Origin of the sequence: Nonomuraea sp. NPDC050790, assembly GCF_044456745.1 — a bacterium.
GTDB lineage: Bacteria > Actinomycetota > Actinomycetes > Streptosporangiales > Streptosporangiaceae > Nonomuraea.
In genome coordinates, this window is record NZ_JBITGF010000001.1 from 700,351 (window position 1) to 719,509 (window position 19,159).

The window sequence follows — 19,159 nt, forward strand, 5'->3', positions numbered from 1 at the left end:
CAAACCGATCACATCGTCCCGTAACGCAGTACCCAACCTGACCATTTCCGCGCATGGCGCAGCAGACTCTTTGCCGTGCTCAGTGCGACTCCCTGGCCACCGCCGAGCCGCTCGAACCGGTGAGGAAATCCAGGTCGCAGCCCCGGTCGGCCTGAAGGACGTGCTCCACGTAGAGCTTCTCCCAGCCCCTGACCGGGCGGGCGAAACCGGTCGTGACCGGCTCGCGGGCGTTCAGGTCGGGGTCGGGCACGTCCACGCGCAGCGTCCTGCCCGGCACGTCGAGCACGATCGGGTCGCCGGTCCTGACCCTGGCCAGCGGCCCGCCCGCGGCGGCCTCGGGGGCGGCGTGCAGCACGACGGTGCCGTAGGCGGTGCCGCTCATCCGCGCGTCGCTGATCCGCACCATGTCGCGCACCCCCTTGGCCAGCAGCTTGGCCGGCAGCGGCAGGTTGCCGACCTCCGGCATGCCGGGGTAGCCCTTGGGCCCGCAGCCGCGCAGCACCAGCACGGAGCTCGCGTCGGCGTCCACGGTGTCCAGGCGGGCGTGCAGGTCCTCGACGCTGTCGAAGACGATCGCCCGGCCGCGGTGGCGCAGCAGCTCCGGCGAGGCGGCCGCGGGCTTGATCACCGCGCCGTCGGGGGCCAGGTTGCCGCGCAGCACGGCGATGCCCGCGTCGGGCAGCAGCGGGTCGGTGCGCGGCCGGATCACGCCCGCGTCCCAGATGGGCGCGTCGCCGAGGTGCTCGGTGAGCGGGCGCCCCGTGACGGTGCCCGCCGCGGGGTCGAGCAGGTCCTCCACCTGATGCAGTACGGCCCGCAGCCCGCCCGCCCTGAACAGGTCGTCCATGAGGTGCCGCCCGGCCGGCTGCAGGTCGGCCAGCAGCGGGACCCCGGCGCCGGTCCGGTCGAAGTCGTCCAGGCTCAGCTCCACGCCCAGCCGCCCGGCGATCGCCAGCAGATGGACGACCGCGTTGGTGGAGCCGCCGATCGCGGCCAGCGTGACGATCGCGTTGAGGAAGGAGGCGCGGGTCATGACCGTGCTGGGCCGCCGGTCCGCGCCGACCAGCTCGACGGCCAGCGCGCCGCTCGCGTGCGCGCGTTCGTGCAGGCGGCTGTCGGCGGCGGGGGTGCCCGCGGTTCCCGGGATGGTCATGCCGAGTGCCTCGGCCATGCAGGCCATCGTCGAGGCGGTGCCCATGGTGTTGCAGTGCCCGCGGCTGCGGATCATGGAGGACTCCGACTCCAGGAACGACTCGCGGGTCAGCGTGCCGGCCCGCACCTCCTCGCTGAGCCGCCACACGTCGGTGCCGCAGCCCAGCGGCATGCCCTGGAAGTGGCCGGTCAGCATCGGCCCGCCGGGCACGACCAGCGCGGGCAGGTCCACGGATGCGGCGGCCATGAGCAGCGACGGGATCGTCTTGTCGCAGCCGCCGAGCAGTACGACGCCGTCCACGGGGTTGGCGCGCAGCATCTCCTCGGTGGCCATGGCGGCCAGGTTGCGCCAGAGCATCGCGGTGGGCCGGACGTTGGTCTCGCCGAGGGAGACGACGGGCAGGTGCAGCGGCACCCCGCCGGCCGCCCAGACGCCCGCGGCGACGCTCCTCGCGACCTCGGCGAAGTGGGCGTTGCACGGGGTCAGGTCGGAGGCGGTGTCGGCGATGGCGATCTGGGGGCGCTCGAAGGCGTCGGCCGGGGCGCCGCGCCGCATCCAGGCACGGTGGATGTAGGAGTTCCTGTCGTTGCCGGAGTACCACTGAGCACTGCGGAGAGGCATCCCGGCAGCTTAGCGCTCAGCTTATCTGGATATATAAGACATATCCCCCCTTTAGGGGAGGTATGTGATGCGTCGCTTCATCCTGCTCGTGGCCTCGCTGGCCGCCGCCGCGCCGCTGTCGCTGTTCGTCCTGACACCCGCCGCCGCGGCCTCGTCGTGCGTGTACGAGGTGGCGCCGCCGTTCCCGGCGAACCTGTGGATCAGGTCGGGGCCCGGCACCCAGTACGAACGCGTGGGCGCGGCCGGATACGGCGAGACCGTCGAGGGCTCCTGCGGGGGCCGCGGCACCTGGATGCGGGTGTGGACGGGTGACGCCGAGGGCTGGGCCTACGGCCCCTACCTGGAGCAGGTCTTCTACTGAAGGGCCTCCAGGACGGTCGCGTTGGCCAGGCCGCCCGCCTCGCACATCGTCTGCAGGGCGTAGCGCGCGCCGCGCTCGCGCATGGCGCCGACCAGGGTGGTCATGATGCGGGCGCCGCTGGCCCCGAGGGGGTGGCCCAGCGCGATCGCGCCGCCCTTGACGTTGACCTTGGCCGGGTCGGCGCCCGTCTCCTGCTGCCAGGCCAGCACCACGCCGGCGAACGCCTCGTTGACCTCGAACAGGTCGATGTCGTCCAGGCGCAGCCCGGCCCTGCGCAGCACCTTCTCCGTGGCCGGGATGACGCCCGTGAGCATGAGCAGCGGGTCGGAGCCGGTCACGGCGAAGGAGTGCAGCCTGGCCAGCGGGCGCAGGCCCAGCCGGGCGGCGTTCTCGCTCGTGGTGACCAGCAGCGCGGCGGCGCCGTCGTTGACCGGGCTGGAGTTGCCCGCGGTGACCGACCACTCGATCTGCGGGAAGCGCTCGGCGTAGACCGGGTCGGCGAAGGCGGGCTTCAGGCCGGCCAGGATCTCGGTCGTGGTGGCCGGGCGCACCGACTCGTCGCGGTCGAGACCGGCGATCGGGGCCAGTTCCGCGCCGAAGTCGGCAGCGGCGGCCTTGGCGTGGGAGGCGGCGGAGAAGGCGTCCATCTGCTCGCGGCCGAGCGACCACTTGGCGGCGATCAGCTCCGCGCTGACGCCCTGGGGGACCAGGCCGCCGGGGAAGCGCTCGGCCATGCCGGGGCCGAACGGGTCCTTGCCCGGGGGCACGTTCGACCACATCGGCACCCGGCTCATCGACTCCACGCCGCAGGCCACCACCAGGTCGTAGGCGCCGGAGATGACGCCCTGGGCGGCGAAGTGCACGGCCTGCTGGGAGGAGCCGCACTGGCGGTCCACGGTCACCGCGGGCACCGAGTCGGGGAAGCCGGCCGACAGCCAGGCGTAGCGGGTGGTGTTCATGGCCTGCTCGCCGACCTGGTCGACGGTTCCGCCGATCACGTCGTCGATCTGCGCGGGGTCCACGCCCGAGCGTTCGACGAGGGTACGCAGGGTGTGGGCGAGCAGCTCGACCGGATGGACCCCTGCCAGGGCGCCGTCCGGCTTGCCCTTGCCGATGGGGGTGCGCACGGCCTGCACGATGACGGCGTCACGCATGGAGTCCGTCCCTCCTGGTTGAAAGCAGTTAGTTGGAAAACTGGATTCACTGTAGCCCTGGATCGTCCGGTTTTCCAACGCACTGCCGTACCCTGGGGTGATGACGAGCGCACGGCCCTGCACGATCGCCGACACCCTCGCCGTGGTCGGGGAGAAGTACTCCCTGCTGATCCTGCGCGAGGTGTTCTTCGGCGTGCGCCGCTTCGACGCGATGGCGCGCAACATCGGCGCGCCCCGCGACATCCTGGCCACGCGGCTCAAACGGCTGGTCGAGGCGGGGGTGCTGGAGAAGGTCGCCTACAGCGAGCGGCCGCCGCGGCACGAGTACCGGCCGACGGCCGCGGGGATCGAGCTGCAGGGCGTGCTGCACCTGCTGCGCCGGTGGGGCGACCGGCACCTCACCGACGCGCCGCCGGTCGTCTTCACCCACACCTGCGGGCAGGAGCTTGACCCCGTGGTGACGTGCCGTTGCTGCGGGGAGAGCGTCGAGCCGGGGTCGCTGACGGCGGACTTCAGGGTGCCGGGCTGGGGCGGCTGAGCGTTCGGAACGGGCTGGAACGGGATGGAACGCCTCTACGTGAGGGACCAGACCCGGGAGGCAACCCGTGCACACCATCACCGCGGCGCTCACCGCCGCCGTCACCGCGTTATCGCCCTTGGCCTTCTCACCCTCGGCGGCCGTCGCGCAGACCCGAGGCGTTGAGGCTTCGCAGATCCGAGGCTTCGGGGCTTTCGCGCCTTCGCAGACCTGGGGCTGGGGGTGGAACCAGTTCGGGCAGCTCGGGGTCGGCCATGCCCGTCCCGCGGTCAACCAGCCCGTCGCCTCGGCCGGGAACTCGCGCTTCAAGCAGGTCGAGCCCGGCTTCACGCACAGCCTGGCCATCGCCGACGACGGCACCGTCTGGGCCTGGGGCGACAACTCCAACGGCCAGCTCGGCACCGGCACGCGCACGCCCAGCCTCACCCCGGTCCAGGTGCCGGGCCTGGCGAACATCGTGGACGTCGCCGCCGGCCAGCGCTTCAGCCTCGCCGTGGACGGCGGCGGCCTGGTCTGGGCCTGGGGCCTGAACTCCTCCTTCCAGCTCGGCGACGGCACCACCACCGAACGGCTCAGCCCGCGCCGCATCGCCGCCCCGCAGGACATCGTCGAGCTGGAGGCCGGCGGCGCGTTCAGCCTGGCCAGGGGCGCCACCGGCAACGCCTACGGCTGGGGCGCCAACAACCTGGGCCAGCTCGGCGACGGCACCCTCGTCTCCCGCCCGCTGCCGATCCAGATGCCGAACGTCGGCGGCGTCACCGACCTGGCCGCGGGCGGCGTCCACGGCATGGCGGCGCTGTCCAACGGCAACGTGATCACCTGGGGCCACAACAACAGCGGCCAGCTCGGCGACGGCACCCTGGTCCGGCGGACCACCCCGCACAGCCTCGGCATGAGCGGCGTGACCTCGGTCGACGCCGGCGGCGCGCACAGCATGGCCCGCGACACCCTCGGCCGGGTGTGGGCGTGGGGCGCCAACGAGGCGGGCCAGCTCGGGGACGGCACCCAGCAGAAGCGCCTGCTCGCTCAGCAGGTGCCGGGTCTGAGCGGGATCGCCCGCATCGCCGCCGGCAGCCAGTCGGGGTACGCCCAGAGCGCCGCCGGAACCGCGTTCGCGTGGGGGAACAACGGCATGGGCGAGGCGGGCGACGCCACGCTCACCACGCGCACCCTGCCGAAGGCGATCGCGCAGCCCGGGTTCACCTCCTTCGCCGCCTCGGCGACCTCGCGCCACGTCCTGGCCCTGCGCGACCTCGGCGCCGCCGTGCCACCCGACCGGCCGGGCGTCGTGGTCATCGCCGACCCCTCGGAGGCCAAGCTGCCGCCCGGCGGCTTCATCACCGTGCGGGTGCGGACCGAGCCCGTAGCCGGCTTCGCCGGCCCCGTCCACCTCGCGGTGACCGGCCTGCCGCCGCAGGTCACCGCCACCTTCGAGCCGCCCGACGTGCGGCCGGGCGAGCCCGCCGACCTCACGCTCACGCACGAGCCCGGCGCGACCTCGTCCGAGCGGCCGTTCCAGCTCACCGTGCTCGCCCAGACCACGGAGAACCTGGCGCTCGACCTGTTCACGCTGACCGTCATCACTACGCTCACGGCGGATCCGCGTCCGGCGTAAGCCGTGTCACGACCGCCGGCCGGCCCAGTAGCGTCGAGCGCACCATGATCGAGCTATTGAAAGACGGCACCTACCTGCGCTACTGGCTGGCGGTCGTCATCTCCTTCCTCGGTGACGCGATGACCCGCGTCACGCTGATCTTCCTGGCCGGGCGGCTCACCGACAGCCCGGTGGTCATCTCGCTGGTCGTGCTCTCGCAGCTCCTGCCCTCGGGCGTGCTCGGCGCCTTCGTCGGCCCGCTCGCCGACCGGCTGCCCACCCGCACGCTGCTCATCGGCGCCGACTTGGTCAGGGTTCCGATCGTGCTGGCCATGATCCCCGCGCTCGACTCCATGGGACTGCTCATCGCGCTCATCCTGCTCGAAGGCGTGGGCAAGGCCGTCTTCGAGACCGCCAGGATCACCGCCATCCCGCGCGTCGTCGGCGGCCACGACATCGCCTCGGCGGTCGCGCTGTTCCAGAGCACCAACCAGACCGTCAACATGATCGGCCCCGCGCTCGGCGGCCTGCTCGTCGCCCTCGGCAGCGTGCCGGTCGTGCTGGGGCTCAACGCCGCCACCTTCGTGGTCTCCGCCGTGCTGCTCGGCAGCCTCGGCGTGCTGCGCCACGGGCCGGCGGCGCGGGCGGCGGCGGAGCCGTACTGGCAGTCGCTGCGGACCGGGGTGCGCGGCGTGCTCGCCGTCCCGTCCCTGCGCTTCCTGCTGGCCTTCCTCGTGCCCGTCACGCTGGTGACCGGCCTGTTCACCACGGGCTTCAACGCCCAGCTCCTGACCGTGTTCGACCTTCAAGCCTTCGAGTACGGCACCGCCCAGGCCCTGTTCGCCGGCGGCTCGATCGCCGGAGCCCTGCTGGGTCCCGCCCTGATCCGCCGCCACGGCTCGACGCCCCGGGTGCTGGTGGGCACCGTCACCCTGTTCGGCCTGGCCCTGCTCACCCCCGCCTTCCTCAGCGGGAACCCGGGGCTGGCCGTGATCGTCGGCTGGTGCCTGGTCGTCGGGCTGTTCGCCAGCCTGTTCCAGGTGCCGCTGGCCAACACCATGCTCAGCGACCTGCCCGAGGAACTGCGGGGCAGGGGAGTCGGGCTGCTCAACACCGTCATGGTCAACTTCACGCTGGCGGGGGTGGCGCTGGGCGGGCCCGCGGCGAACGCCTTCGGGGTGGCCGGGTCGCTGGTGGCCTCGGGGGTCGTGCTGCTGGTCGCCTGCGCAGCCTTCCTGCCCGCCGCTCTGCGGGCGCGGCCTGCCGTACAGGAAGGGGCGTGAGACCAACGCTCGGAGGAGGCATGAGACCGGGCCCCAAGGGGGCGTGAGACGTCACGCCCCTTTCCACCCGCGTCCGAAGGCGTGAGAGGCCGCGCGCCGGAAACGGCGTGCGGTCCGGTGCGTCCGGGGGTGGGTGGTTGTTTAGGGTGTGGTGCATGATCTCCGTGGCGGAAATGGTGGCATTCGGTGGTGTGGTGATGCTGGGCGCGATGTCGCCCGGCCCCGACTTCGCGGTGGTGGTGCGTCGCTCCGCGCTCTCCGGGCGCGGCTACGGCATGGCGACGGCGGCCGGAGTCGGGCTGGGGGTGTTCGTGTGGGTGGTGGCCGCCACCTCCGGCGTCGCGGCGCTGCTGGCGGCCTCCTCGGTGGCGTTCACGGTGGTCAAGGTCGTCGGCGCGGCGTACCTGCTGTGGCTGGGGGTGAAGGCGGTCAGGGCGGCGGCGCGCAGGGGTGGCGCGCTTGAGCTGGACCTGCCGGATCCGGGCAGGAAGAGCTCGGCGGCCGCCTTCCTGGAAGGTCTGCTCACCAACGTGCTCAACCCCAAGGCCGCGTTTTTCTTCGTGGCGCTGATGCCGCAGTTCCTGTCGGCGGGGGCGCCGGTCATGGATACGGTGACGCTGTCGCTGGTGGCGCTGTTCGCGACGATCGCGTGGTTCCTGGTGGTGGCGAACCTGGTGAGCGCGTTGCGGAGGATCTTCGCGCGGCCCGCCGTACGCAGGACCGTCGACGGCCTGACCGGCGCGGCGCTCATCGCGCTCGGCGTCAACCTCGCCGTGACCGCCAGGCCCTGACGCTCAGCCGAGCCCCAGCGAGTGGCGCAACAGCGTGCGGACCTCGGAGTAGGGGAGCGGATTGTCCTCCAGCAGGATGCCGGCGCAGACGCCGTCCGACGCGGCGACCAGGGAGCGGATGAGGATCGGGTCGTCGGTGTACTGGCGGGCCACCTCGGCGACCGTCGCGCGCCAGCGGCCGGCGATGGGGCGCAGCGCGGGGCGGCGGGTGGCCAGCAGGGTCAGCTCGCGTTCGGCCAGCGCGCGGGCGCGGCCCGGACCGGTGGCCTCGGTGATGAGCTGGGCCAGGCCGTCCACGCCGTCGCGGCCGTCGTCGATGATGGCGCGGAGCTGGCGCGCATACTCGTCGGAGGCGGCGGTCAGCGCCCCGACCAGCAGGTCGTCGAGCGTGGCGAAGTAGTAGAGCGCCAGGCTCGGCGGCGCGCCCGCCTCGGCCGCGACCGAGCGGTGCGTCACCCCGGCCACGCCCTCGCGCTCGATCACCCGCAGCGTGGCCTCGATGATCTCCCGCCGCCGCCGCTCTCCTCTGGCCTTACGCCCGTCCGTCCCCGCCTCGCTCAAGGCCGTCCCTCCCGCCACCAATAATTGAACGAGTGTACAACAATTTCGCGTAGAGCGGCTCCCTGTCCGGGCACCCCAACTTCCTCGGGGCGGTCGCGTCGGCCGGGGTGTCGCTGCCGGTGGGCCCCGATCCGGTCAACCTGTTCCAGAACTCGCCGCCGCGCCCGGACGGCACGCGGCCTCGCGGGCCGGTGACGTGATCACCTTTCGTGCCCTGCGGGACCTGTGGTTCGTGCTCACCTCGTGTTCGGTGGACAACTGGCCGACCAGTGACTACGTCCGCACGCCGCTGGCCGTACGCGTCACTCGCTGACCGGCGGCGGCCCCACCGGCTCGGTATGGCAGAAGAAGACGACCGGGCGGCGGTCGTCGCCGCCGTCCTCGCCCAGCGCTTGATGGTCCTCGCCCAGTGCTTGATAGCGGAGCACCAGGTCGTCGAGCTCCCGGTCGAAGCGGCTCAGCTCTTCCGCGGTCAGCCGCATCGGGCCCTTGCGGGCGAGGGTGGCGGCGTCCTGCCATTCCGGGGGCCAGGCGTGCATGCCGTTCACCCACTCCCGCATCCGCTCGGCCGTGGCGTCGATGAGCTGGAGCATCGTGGCCCGCGAGGCGACGCTGCCGACCGGGTCGCCGGCGAACTCCGACGGCGTCATCGACAGGCTCTCCGTCGGCACGAGCCGCCACCAGCGCTCGCGCCGGTCTCTGGCCAGCTCGGGAACCTCCGCCACCATCCCGTGCCTGGCGAGCTGGCGCATGTGGTAGCTGACCACGCCCACGGGCTGGTCCAGCCGCTCGGCGAGCATGCCGACCGTGGCCGGGCCCGCCTCGTGGACCAGCAGGAGCAGCCGCATCCTGAGCGGATGGCTGAGCGCCTTGAGCGTGCCGGCGTCCTCGGGACCGAGGTGGCGATGAGCCTGTTCCATGCCGATGATCCTACCGGAAAGGTTGTACAAGGATTCTTGTACAACTATCGTCGTCGACTGTGCAGCCGTTGCGAAAGAACCTCCGCTTCCAGCTCTTCTGGCTGGGCTCGGCGGCCTCGGGACTGGGCTCGACCCTGACCCTGCTGGCCTACCCCCTGCTCGTACTCGCGCTGACCGGCTCGCCCGGCCAGGCCGGGCTCATCAGCGCGGTCAGCCTGGCCAGCGGGATGCTCTTCGCCCTGCCCGCGGGGGTGCTCGTCGATCGCTGGGACCGCCGCCGCGTCCTGCTGGGCGCCGACCTCGTCCGCGCCGCCACGATGGCGAGCGTCGCGGTGGCCGTCGTCACCGACGTACTGGTCCTGCCGCACCTGGTCGCGGTCGCCATCGTGAACGGCGCCGCCGGCGCGATCTTCGAACCCGCCCACGCCGCCTCCCTGCGGACCCTGGTCCACAAGGAGCAGTTACCCGCCGCCTACGCCCAGGAACAGACCCGCGAGCACGCCGCCGGGCTGGCCGGCCCACCGCTCGGCGGCCTGTTGTTCGCCGCGGGGCGGGCGTTGCCGTTCGTCGTCGACACGCTCACCTACCTGGTCTCCTTCGTCTGCGTGGCCCTGGCCCGCGTACCCCGTCGTCCGGAGGAGCCCGCGGCCCGGCAGAGCATGTACGAGGGGATCGCCGAAGCCGTCCGCTGGATGTGGGGCCGCCGCCTGCTGCGCGCGATCTGCGGGCTGGTGCTGGCGGCCAACCTGGCGTTCAACGCGACCACGATCCCGCTGATCGTCCTGGTCGGCGCGCCGGAACAGGTCGGCCTCGTCATGGCCGCCCTCGGCGTCGGCGGCCTGATCGGCGCGGCCATCTCCGGCCGGCTCATCAGGCTGCTGCCCACCGGCGGGCTCATGCTGGCGGGCTGCTGGTTCCTCACGGTGGTCCTGCCGCTGATGGCGCTGCCGCTCGGCTGGTACTGGCCCGCGACCGTCCTGTTCGTCGCCGGCCTGGTCGCGCCCGCCCTGAACATCGCACTGGTCGTCGAGGTCGCCAGGACCGTTCCCGACCACATGCAGGGCCGCGTGCAGTCGCTGCTCAACGTCGCCACGATGGGCATCACGCCGCTGGCACCGCTGGTCGGCGGAGTCCTCACCCAGTACGGCGGCGCGGTCACCGCCATCGTGGTGATCAGTGGTTACCTGGCGATCTGCTGCGCCGTGGCCGCCCTCTCCCCAACCCTCCGCCACACCCCCGCCCCCAACTAACCCACACCCCCAACCCCACGCCACCCCAGACCCGACGACTCATTGCCCCAGATCCCCGCAGCACCCACCCAAGCCGCCCACGCGCCCACCCTTGGGACGTGCCGTGTCCAACCCGCGTTGCCCCACTCCGGCGCGCGTCACGCCGGGCCCGAGCGTCCCGTGCCCTGCTCCGGCCAAGCCTGCGTTGCCCCACCCTCGGGGCGCGTCACGCTGGACCCGAGCGACCCGCGCTCTCCTCCGGCCGCTCGCGCCTACAGGACCGCGATGCTGTGCCACGTAGCCCTCGGTGGGGCCGGGGTGTTGGGAGGTGGTCCCCGGGACATGGTGCGTGGGGGTCGCCATGTCCCGGGGACCGGGTCGGTGCGGGAGCCGTACCGGAGAGGAACGAAGGTGTGATGGCGGAGGTGTGGCGGCTAGGAGACGGTGACGCCGAGGAGATGGCCGAGGCCGAACGTGACCGAGGCCGCTGCGACGCCCAGCGCGAGCTGGCGCAGGCCGCCGAGCCACCACGGACGTGCGGTCATCCGCGCCACCACCGCCCCGAACCCGAACAAACCCAGCAAACTCAACACCACCGCCACCACCATCCCGGACGCTCCGAACAGGAACGGCGCCAGCGGCACCAGAGCCCCAGCCGCGAACGCGCCGAACGACGAGGCCGCGGCCAGGTAGGGCGAGGGGAGATCGTCGGGATCCACGCCCAGTTCCTCACGGACATGGACGCGCAGCGCCTGCTCCGGGTTGACAGACAGTCCGGCGGCGACTTTGGCGGCCAGTTCGGGTTCGAGCCCGCGGGCACGGTAGAGGGCGGCGAGCTCGGCCTGCTCGCCTTCTGGGTCGCGGGCCAGCTCACGGCGCTCCACGGCGATCTCGGCACGCATCAGCTCGGTCTGGGACTTCACCGACGTGTACTCGCCCGCCGCCATCGAGCACGCCCCCGCGACCAGCCCCGCGAACCCGGCCAGCACCGCCCCACGCCCGGCCCCCGCCGCTCCGACCACTCCGGCGATCAGCGCGAAGTTGGACACCAGCCCGTCCATCGCCCCGAACACCGCCGGTCGCAGCCACCCGCCGGTGACATCACGGTGGTGGCGATGTCTCTCCGGTGAGTACGGCGCGGCCAGCTCGACAGTCATGACTTCCTCCACATGATGACACCTTGTCGCCAAATTTAGGCATATTCCGGGAAGATCCGCAACGAAGGGGAGGCTAGCCTGACCTGCGACAAGACCCGATGGTGACACCACGTTTCGAACATCTTACGGAAAACCAGGAAACCTGGAAGACCTCAATTCCACGCCAAGCGCGACGCCAGGCCAAGCTACCCAGCCACCCCACGAACCAAGCTGCCAACCCTCGCGTCAGGCCAAGCTGCCAAGCCACCAGGCCGTGCCAAGCTGCCAAGCCGCTCCGCCCACCACGCCGCCAAGTGCCGCGCCCTGTCGGCTGCCAAGCCGCGTGCCGGGTCCAATCTGCCAAGTGCCTTGTCCAGTCAGGCTGCCAAGCCACTTCGCCTGCCAGGTTGCCAAGTGTTGCGCCTTGTCAAACTGCCGAGGTGCCAGGCATCATGCGCCTTTCTGGGAGGTGAGCCTGGCACCCTGTCACGCTGCCAAGCCTTGCGCTGGGCCAAGCTGCCGGGCTCCGCCGCCTGTCAAGTTGCCTGGCCCCGTGGCCGGTCAAGGTGCCTGGCCTCATGATCTGCCATGTTGCCGAGCTGCCAAGTTGCTGAGCGACCGAGGTGTCGAGCGACCGAGGTGTCGAGCGGCCGAGGTGTCGAGGTGTCATGTGGCGCGAGCTGGCAAGCAAGGGCGGACATGGGCTTGCCCTCACCCGGCGCTGCGCGGATGAGGGCAAGGTGGTCTCGGGGGAGGGTCAGACCGGGGCTGGGGTGGGCTGAGGGAGGGGGTCGGGGAGGGGGATGAGGCGGCGGCAGTCCGCGATGGCCGACTCCAGCAGCGACCGGAGCACCTGGTCCGGGTCGGGGATGCACGCCTGCACGATCCCCACCACCGACAACTGCACCGCGTTCGGCGCCGCGTACCGGCGGAAGCCCTTCTCGGTGATCCGCGCCGCCCTGCTGAACCTGCGCGCCTCCCTGGCCGTCTGCGGCACCTGTTCCATGGCCCTGCGGCTCATCGGTGACAGGTCCGTGGGCCGGCCTTCCAGCCTGGCCAGCATCTCCTCCGCCGCCAGCACGGACACGGCCAGCGCGAGCTGGCGCTCGGCGGCGGCCACCGGCAGGGCGGTGCTCGCGCAGCGCAGCGCGATCGTGGCGTCGATCTTCAGGTCGTCGCTCGACAGCCCGATGATGGACGGGACGAGTTCGGCCAGGCCGTTGCGGTTCTCGTCTCCGGTGTTGTCGTTGACGAGCCGGGCGAGCGCGGCCAGCAGCGGGTGCGTGCAGGCCGGATGGTCGCTCCAGCGCTCTCCTGCCAGGTAGGACGCCAGCTCCATGAAGCACGCGCCGCGTTTGGGGTTGCGGTGCCTGCCTCGCGACAGAACCGGCATGTGGTCGAGGTGGTTGTCCACGGATGCTCCACTACTCCACGTTCGCCTGTCTTTCCAGTCTGCGCTCCTGTCGCGCGAGATGCCAGTGGTGGGAGGTCTTGGGAAGGTAGTCAACTCGCTTGACAGTGATGGTGGGGAGTGATCCCATCAATACGAGTTAGGAAGTTTTCCTAACTATCACCCCCCACCAAGGAGGACTCCATGCGCGTGTTAGCCGGCGCGCTTGTGGCGGCGTTACTGATGAGCGTGGTTGCGGCCGTTCCGGCCTCAGCCACGCCGAGCGTGGTGACGGCCGGAACGGCCGCGCCGACGAGTGTGGTGACGGCTGTCTCGGCCGCGCCGACGAACGCGGTTGCGGCTGTCTCGGCCGCGCAGACAAGCGTGGTGACGGCAGGGTCCGCCTCGGCCGCGCCGACCCGCCACGAAGCGGAGAACGCCACCGTCTCCCAGGGCCTCGTGGAGTCCAACCACGCGGGCTACTCGGGCACCGGGTTCGTCAACGGCGACAACGTGGCGGGCAGCTACACCGAGTTCACCGTCAACGCCGCGGCGGCGGGCCAGGCCGAGATCGCCATCCGCTACGCCAACGGCACCGCGGTCAACCGGGCCGCCGACATCGCGGTGAACGGCGCCGTCGTCTCCGCCGCCCGCGCCTTCAACGGCACCGGCGCATGGTCCACGTGGGTGACCTCCACGCTCACCGCCCCCGTCACCGCGGGCGCCAACAAGATCCGGATCACCGCCACCACGGCCAACGGCAACCCCAACCTGGACTACCTCGACGTCGAGGTGGCCGCGCCCAGTTCGGACCTGCAGGCGGAGGACGCCACGATCGTCCAGGGCGTGGTGGAGTCGAACCACGCCGGGTTCACCGGCACCGGGTTCGTCAACTACGACAACGTCGTCGGCTCCTACGTGGAGTTCACGGTCAACGCGCCCACCGCGGGTAACTACGAGGTGAAGTTCCGCTTCGCCAACGGCACCGCGGCCGACCGAGCCATGGCCGTCACCGCCAACGGCGGCGCCGCCCAGAACGTGAGCTTCCCCGGCACCGGCGCCTGGACCACCTGGGTGGAGAAGTCGGTGACCGCCTCGCTGATCGCGGGCGCGAACAAGATCCGGGCCACCGCCACCACCGCGAACGGCGGGCCGAACCTCGACCGCATCAGCACCACCGTGCCGCCCGACCCCGAGCCGCCGACCGCGCCCGGCAACCTGCGCATCGTCGGCGAGGTCCGGCCGAACGCCGTGGACCTGGCCTGGGACGCCGCCACCGACAACGTGGGCGTCTCCAGCTACGTCATCTACAACGGCGGCAACGTGATCAAGACCGTGGGCGGCAACCAGACCACGGCGACGGTCACCGGACTGACGCCGAACACCGGCTACGTGCTGAGCGTGCTGGCCTACGACGCGGCCGGGAACGGCTCGCCCGCCAGCAACAACGTCTCGTTCACGACGCCGCCGAGCGACGACCACGAGGCGCCGACGGTGCCGGGCGGCCTGCGCGCCACCAACGTGGCCGCCACCAGCATCACGCTCGCGTGGACCGCCTCGACCGACAACGTCGAGGTCACCGGCTACAACGTCTACCGCGACGGCACCAAGTTCGCGACCGTGCCCGACCTGACCGCCACCGCGGACGGGCTCACGCAGAACACGCAGTACTCCTTCCAGGTGGAGGCGTTCGACGCCAACGGCAACGTCTCGGCCAAGAGCCCCGCCCTGACCGTGCGGACCTCGACGCAGGCCACCGGCGGCGACCCGGTCTTCGACCGCGACGTCACCCAGCTCGACCTGCCGTGGGGCATCGCGTTCCTGCCCGACGGCAGCGCGCTGGTCGCCGAGCGCGACCGGTTCGAGATCGTCCGGGTGACGGCCACCGGCCAGAAGACCGTGGTCGGCAAGATCACCGAGGCGGTCGGCACCGTCGGCGAGGGCGGCCTGCTCGGGCTCGCGCTGTCGCCGAACTTCGCCACCGACCACTACGTGTACGCCTACCACACGTCTTCAAGCGACAACCGGGTCGTCCGGTTCACGTACCAGAACAACGCCATCGGCGCCCGCGAGCCGGTCGTGACCGGCATCAGCAAGGCCAAGTTCCACAACGGCGGCCGGATCAAGTTCGGCCCCGACGGGATGCTGTACATCACCACCGGCGACGCCCAGACCAGCAGCCGGGCGCAGGACCTCAACTCGCTCAACGGCAAGATCCTCAGGGTCACGCCGACCGGCGCCGGCGCCCCGGGCAACCCGTTCCCCAACGCCCCGCGCGTCTACAGCCTGGGCCACCGCAACCCGCAGGGCATCGCCTGGGACTCCCAGGGCAGGCTGTGGTCCTCGGAGTTCGGCGACGGCACCTGGGACGAGCTCAACATCATCCAGTCGGGCAAGAACTACGGCTGGCCGACCTGCGAGGGCACCTGCAGCGACAGCCGGTACGTGAACCCGGTCAGGACGTGGAGCGTCTCCAGCGCCTCCCCGAGCGGCCTGGAGATCGTCAACGACTGGATCTACATGGCGGCGGTGCGCGGCTCGCGCCTGTGGGTCATGAAGATCACCGGCAACACGACCGACACCCCGCGCGCCTTCTTCAACGGCAACTGGGGACGGCTGCGCACCGTGGTCAAGACCCCCGACGGCGGCCTCTGGCTGACCTCGACCAACAACGACAAGAACGGCGGCACCCCCACCACGATCGACAACGACATCGTCAGGCTGAAGTTCGCCGGCCCGCCGTTTGCGCTGACCAGCACGGCCTTCGCGCACAACGGCAACATCCCGGCGCGCTTCACCTGCGCGCAGGACGGGGTGTCGGGCAACGACATCTCGCCGCAACTGGCCTGGTCCGGCGCACCGGCCGGCACGCAGAGCTACGCGATCACCTTCATCGACACGGCCAACGGCGGCAAGCACTGGGCGATGTGGGACATCCCCGCCGCCAAGGCGTCGCTGCCGGAGGGGCTCGGTCTCGGGTACGAGGTGCCGAACCAGGCTCCGGCCAAGCAGAAGGCGATGAGCAGCGGCAACAAGGCGCTGCAGTACTTCGGCCCGTGCCCGGGCGGCTCGACCCACAAGTACGAGTTCACGCTCTACGCGCTGGACACCGCTACGCTGCCGGGCGTGAGCTCCGGCTCGTCGGTGGCCGCGGTGGAGACCGCGATCCTGGCCCGTGACCTGGCCTCGACCAAGCTGGCGGGCAACTCGAACGCGTCCACCCGCTGACCTGAGTGACAGGAGGGGCCGGAGGCAACCGCCTCCGGCCCCTCGAAACATCGGAGGAGTGGGAAGCGATCCCCCATCAGAGATCCCATCTTTCGCGGGAAAGGGTCCCCATGCACAGAACGACGCTGGCCATGACCTTAGTGGCCGGCCTGCTCGTCTGGCCTGCCCAGGCGGCGTCGGCCGCCTCGGTCGTCTACGAGGCCGAGAGCGCGGCCATCGGCAACGGCGTGGTGGAGAGCAACCACGCCGGTTTCTCCGGCACCGGGTTCGTCAACAGCGCCAACGCGGCCGGCGCGTACGTGGAGTTCACCGTGACCGGCACCGGAGACACGGACCTGGCCTTCAGGTACGCCAACGGGACGACCGCGGCACGCCCGGCCACGGTCACGGTCAACGGATCCACCGCCGGGACGCTGCAGTTCGCCGGCACCGGCGCGTGGACGACGTGGAACAACGAGACGGTCGCCGCCGATCTCGCCCAGGGCGCCAACACCGTCCGCCTCACCGCCACCACCGCGGGCGGCCTGCCCAACCTCGACGCCCTCACCGAGGGCGCGCAACCCAGCGGCCCCATCGCCGACCCGATCCCGCAGAACCCCATCCAGTCCAACCTCGGGCTGGTCCTGACCGAGTACGCCCAGTTCCCCAGGTCCGAGCCCGTGCCCACGCCCACCGACTCCCGGCTGCGCCGCCATGCCAGGATCAACCACCTGGGCCAGCTCGCCGACGGCCGCAGGTTCGTCCCCGACCTCAACGGCAGGCTCTACACGCTGCCCGCAGGCGGCGGCACGCCGGGCGTCTACCTGGACGTCAGGGCCGCCGTGGGCGCCAACTTCTTCTCCGGGCGCGGCCTGGGCAGCGGGTTCGGCTTCGTCGCCTTCCATCCGGACTTCGCGGCCAACGGCCGCTTCTACACGGTGCACAGCGAGGCGTTCCAGGCCCTGAGCACCCAGCGCGCCGACTGGACGCAGTCCGGCGCGGTCGTGCAGAGCGTGGTCACCGAGTGGACGGCGAGCAACCCGGCGGCGGCGCTCTTCAGCGGCACCCGCAGGCAACTGCTCCGCCTCGGCTTCGGCACCACGATCCACGCGGTCCAGCAGATCGACTTCAACCCCAACGCCACCCCGGGCAGCCCCGACCACGGCCTGCTCTACGTGGCCGTCGGCGACGGCGGCAGGGGTACCAGCGGCACCGTGCCGCAGGCCCGCAACCAGCCGTTCGGCAAGATCCTGCGCATCGACCCGCGGGGGACCGACAGCGCCAACGGCCGCTACGGCATCCCGCCCGGCAACCCGTTCACCGGCCAGCCGGGCACGCTCGGCGAGATCTACGCCCTGGGCATGCGCGACCCGCACCGCTTCAGCTGGGACTCCGGCGGCAGCGGCCGGATGTTCCTCGGCCACATCGGCGAGCACGACATCGAGGCCGTCTACGACGTGCGGGCGGGCGACAACTTCGGCTGGAGCGAGCGCGAGGGCGCCTTCCGCTTCGACCGGAACGAACCCTGCTACCTCTACCCGCTGCCCGCCGACGACAGCCGCCACGGCTACACCTACCCGGTCGCCGCCTACGACCACAACGGCCCGCCCGGCTGCACCGGCGACCTGGGCAGGGCCATCGCCGGCGGCTTCGTCTACCGGGGCGCCGCGCTGCCCGCCCTGCGGGGCAAGTACCTGTTCGGCGACCTCGTGCAGGGCTGGATCTTCGCCACCGACGAGGCGGAGATGACCCGCGGCGGCACCGACCTGGCCCCGCTGCACCAGCTCAAGGTCTACAACGCGGCGGGCAACCAGGTCACCATGCAGACGCTGGCCGGCAGCTCCCGCGTGGACCTGCGCTTCGGCATGGACCGGGCCGGGGACCTGTTCGTGCTGTCCAAGGCCAACGGCAAGATCTGGAAGGTGACCGGCACCCGCTGATCACCAGACCAGGTGGAGCGCCTCCGGGGCGCGGTGGATCAGCGTCGCCGCCATCGTGACCTCGGAGCTCTCCAGCCGGATGCCCGGCAGCCTGCGGATCAGCTCCTCCAGCGTGATCCGGAGCTGCTCGCGGGCCAGGTGCGAGCCGGGGCAGCCGTGCACGCCGTGCCCGAACCCGAGATGGCGGGCGGGCGGCCGGGTGATGTCGAAACCGCCCGTGCCGTCGCGGCCGGCGGAGCCGTAGGAGACGAAGACCGAGTCACCGGCCGAGAGCTCCATGCCGGCGAAGGTGAGCGGGCGGGTGACCGTGCGGCGGAAGCCCTGCACGGGGGCCTCGAAGCGGGCCGTCTCCTCGATCGCGGCCGGGATGAGCTCGGGGCGCGCGCACAGCGTCTCCCACTGCGCGCGATCGCGCAGCAGATGGTGTACGGCGGAGCCGATCAGCGCGGTCGTGGTCAGGTGCCCGGCCAGCAGGAGGTTCTGCAGGTTGGAGACGATCTCGTTGCGCTGCTCGGTGGTCAGCAGGGCGGTGCCCGGAGCCAGCGCCCGCACCATCTCGGTCGTCAGGTCGTCGCGCGGCTCCTTCCTGCGCATCCTGGCGTAGCCGTCGAGCAGGTGCTGGAGGCGCACGACGTCGCGGGCCGCCGCGGCCTGCTCGTCGTCGGTCATGGGCTGGAACAGCAGATCCTCGGCGCGGTTGCCGGCCTCGACGGCGGGCCGTACGTCGGCGGGGTCGAGGCCCATGAGGTGGCCGATGACGTCGGCGGCCAGCGGGCGCGCGTACGCCGACATCCACTCCACGCGGCCGTCGGCGGCGAAGGCGTCGACGAGCTCGGCGGCGCGGCGGGCGACGAACGGCAGGGCCCCGGCCACACGCGCCGGCGACAGGCCGCGCACCAGCGGCTTGCGCAGGCGGCGGTGCTCCTCCCCGTCCCTGCTCAGTACGGCCGGCCGCCCGCCGAAGCCCTTGACCAGCTCGCTCAGCGCGGCGCGGCGCGGCAGGTGGTCGGGGCGCAGCGCGCCCTCGGAGGAGAAGTCCTCGGGGCGGCCGAGCACCTCGCGCACGTCCTCGTACCTGGAGACCAGCCATGCCCGCAGTTCCGGTACGAAGGTGAGGCCGGGTTCGCGCCGGGCGGCCTCGTAGGTGGGGAACGGGTCGCGATAGAGGGCTTGGAGATCCACACGGCCCATCTTCGCCCAGACCTACCTATCTCGGACGATGAAATTTTCTTTTAGTTCACCCCTGGGTCTTGAAAGTTATATCCGCGAGCGATTGAGTTC

Annotated in this window: 15 protein-coding genes; 8 read left to right on the plus strand and 7 right to left on the minus strand. The window is 71.6% G+C overall.

Translation table 11 applies throughout. The features are described 5' to 3' along the window. Positions 1–79 precede the first annotated feature (79 nt). Positions 80–1,774 (minus strand): dihydroxy-acid dehydratase, encoded by a 1,695-nt coding sequence (locus ACIBEJ_RS03320; protein ID WP_397180950.1) that lies wholly within the window; start codon positions 1,772–1,774, stop codon positions 80–82. A gap of 67 nt (positions 1,775–1,841) precedes the next feature. Between ACIBEJ_RS03320 and ACIBEJ_RS03325 the strand changes: the two genes are divergently transcribed. After that, positions 1,842–2,135, plus strand: coding sequence for an SH3 domain-containing protein (locus tag ACIBEJ_RS03325; protein ID WP_397180951.1), 294 nt, complete (start codon positions 1,842–1,844; stop codon positions 2,133–2,135). Here ACIBEJ_RS03325 and ACIBEJ_RS03330 read toward each other — a convergent pair. Then, positions 2,129–3,289, minus strand: coding sequence for a thiolase family protein (locus ACIBEJ_RS03330; RefSeq protein ID WP_397180952.1), 1,161 nt, complete (start codon positions 3,287–3,289; stop codon positions 2,129–2,131). The two genes, ACIBEJ_RS03325 and ACIBEJ_RS03330, sit on opposite strands and share 7 nt — an antisense overlap. A gap of 100 nt (positions 3,290–3,389) precedes the next feature. Here ACIBEJ_RS03330 and ACIBEJ_RS03335 point away from each other — a divergent pair, with 100 nt between their 5' ends. From ACIBEJ_RS03335 to ACIBEJ_RS03350, 4 genes are all read left to right on the plus strand, one after another. Then, positions 3,390–3,827: a winged helix-turn-helix transcriptional regulator gene (locus ACIBEJ_RS03335; RefSeq protein WP_397180953.1), complete on the plus strand. Its 438-nt coding sequence runs from the start codon at positions 3,390–3,392 to the stop codon at positions 3,825–3,827. Positions 3,828–3,894: 67 nt separating this feature from the next. Beyond that, positions 3,895–5,442 (plus strand): RCC1 domain-containing protein, encoded by a 1,548-nt coding sequence (locus ACIBEJ_RS03340; RefSeq protein ID WP_397180954.1) that lies wholly within the window; start codon positions 3,895–3,897, stop codon positions 5,440–5,442. A 44-nt stretch (positions 5,443–5,486) separates the two neighbouring features. Beyond that, positions 5,487–6,704, plus strand: a complete 1,218-nt coding sequence (locus tag ACIBEJ_RS03345) for an MFS transporter (RefSeq protein ID WP_397180955.1) — start codon at positions 5,487–5,489, stop codon at positions 6,702–6,704. 155 nt (positions 6,705–6,859) lie between these two features. Beyond that, entirely contained in the window at positions 6,860–7,495 is a 636-nt protein-coding gene (locus tag ACIBEJ_RS03350; protein ID WP_397180956.1) for a LysE family translocator, read from the plus strand. A gap of 3 nt (positions 7,496–7,498) precedes the next feature. On the opposite strand, the gene ACIBEJ_RS03355 is transcribed toward ACIBEJ_RS03350, so the two are convergent. Both ACIBEJ_RS03355 and ACIBEJ_RS03360 read right to left on the minus strand, forming a co-directional pair. Next, complete coding sequence (locus ACIBEJ_RS03355; protein WP_397180957.1) at positions 7,499–8,056, minus strand: TetR/AcrR family transcriptional regulator; 558 nt, start codon at positions 8,054–8,056, stop codon at positions 7,499–7,501. A 302-nt stretch (positions 8,057–8,358) separates the two neighbouring features. After that, positions 8,359–8,976 (minus strand): ArsR/SmtB family transcription factor, encoded by a 618-nt coding sequence (locus ACIBEJ_RS03360; RefSeq protein WP_397180958.1) that lies wholly within the window; start codon positions 8,974–8,976, stop codon positions 8,359–8,361. Between the two features lie 59 nt (positions 8,977–9,035). On the opposite strand from ACIBEJ_RS03360, the gene ACIBEJ_RS03365 reads away from it, so the two are divergent. Then, on the plus strand, positions 9,036–10,226 hold the full coding sequence (locus tag ACIBEJ_RS03365; RefSeq protein ID WP_397180959.1) for an MFS transporter: 1,191 nt from the start codon (positions 9,036–9,038) through the stop codon (positions 10,224–10,226). Positions 10,227–10,639: 413 nt separating this feature from the next. On the opposite strand, the gene ACIBEJ_RS03370 is transcribed toward ACIBEJ_RS03365, so the two are convergent. Beyond that, the gene (locus ACIBEJ_RS03370) at positions 10,640–11,362 is read right to left on the minus strand and encodes a VIT1/CCC1 transporter family protein (RefSeq protein WP_397180960.1); all 723 of its coding nucleotides are present in this window, start codon (positions 11,360–11,362) and stop codon (positions 10,640–10,642) included. A 736-nt stretch (positions 11,363–12,098) separates the two neighbouring features. Continuing rightward, complete coding sequence (locus ACIBEJ_RS03375; RefSeq protein ID WP_397180961.1) at positions 12,099–12,755, minus strand: hypothetical protein; 657 nt, start codon at positions 12,753–12,755, stop codon at positions 12,099–12,101. 180 nt (positions 12,756–12,935) lie between these two features. Between ACIBEJ_RS03375 and ACIBEJ_RS03380 the strand changes: the two genes are divergently transcribed. Together ACIBEJ_RS03380 and ACIBEJ_RS03385 are read left to right on the plus strand one after the other, a co-directional pair. Beyond that, the gene (locus ACIBEJ_RS03380) at positions 12,936–15,959 is read left to right on the plus strand and encodes a YbhB/YbcL family Raf kinase inhibitor-like protein (RefSeq protein WP_397180962.1); all 3,024 of its coding nucleotides are present in this window, start codon (positions 12,936–12,938) and stop codon (positions 15,957–15,959) included. Positions 15,960–16,090: 131 nt separating this feature from the next. Then, entirely contained in the window at positions 16,091–17,878 is a 1,788-nt protein-coding gene (locus tag ACIBEJ_RS03385; RefSeq protein WP_397180963.1) for a PQQ-dependent sugar dehydrogenase, read from the plus strand. Here ACIBEJ_RS03385 and ACIBEJ_RS03390 read toward each other — a convergent pair whose 3' ends face one another. Continuing rightward, the gene (locus tag ACIBEJ_RS03390; protein WP_397180964.1) at positions 17,879–19,060 is read right to left on the minus strand and encodes a cytochrome P450; all 1,182 of its coding nucleotides are present in this window, start codon (positions 19,058–19,060) and stop codon (positions 17,879–17,881) included. Positions 19,061–19,159: the final 99 nt, after the last annotated feature.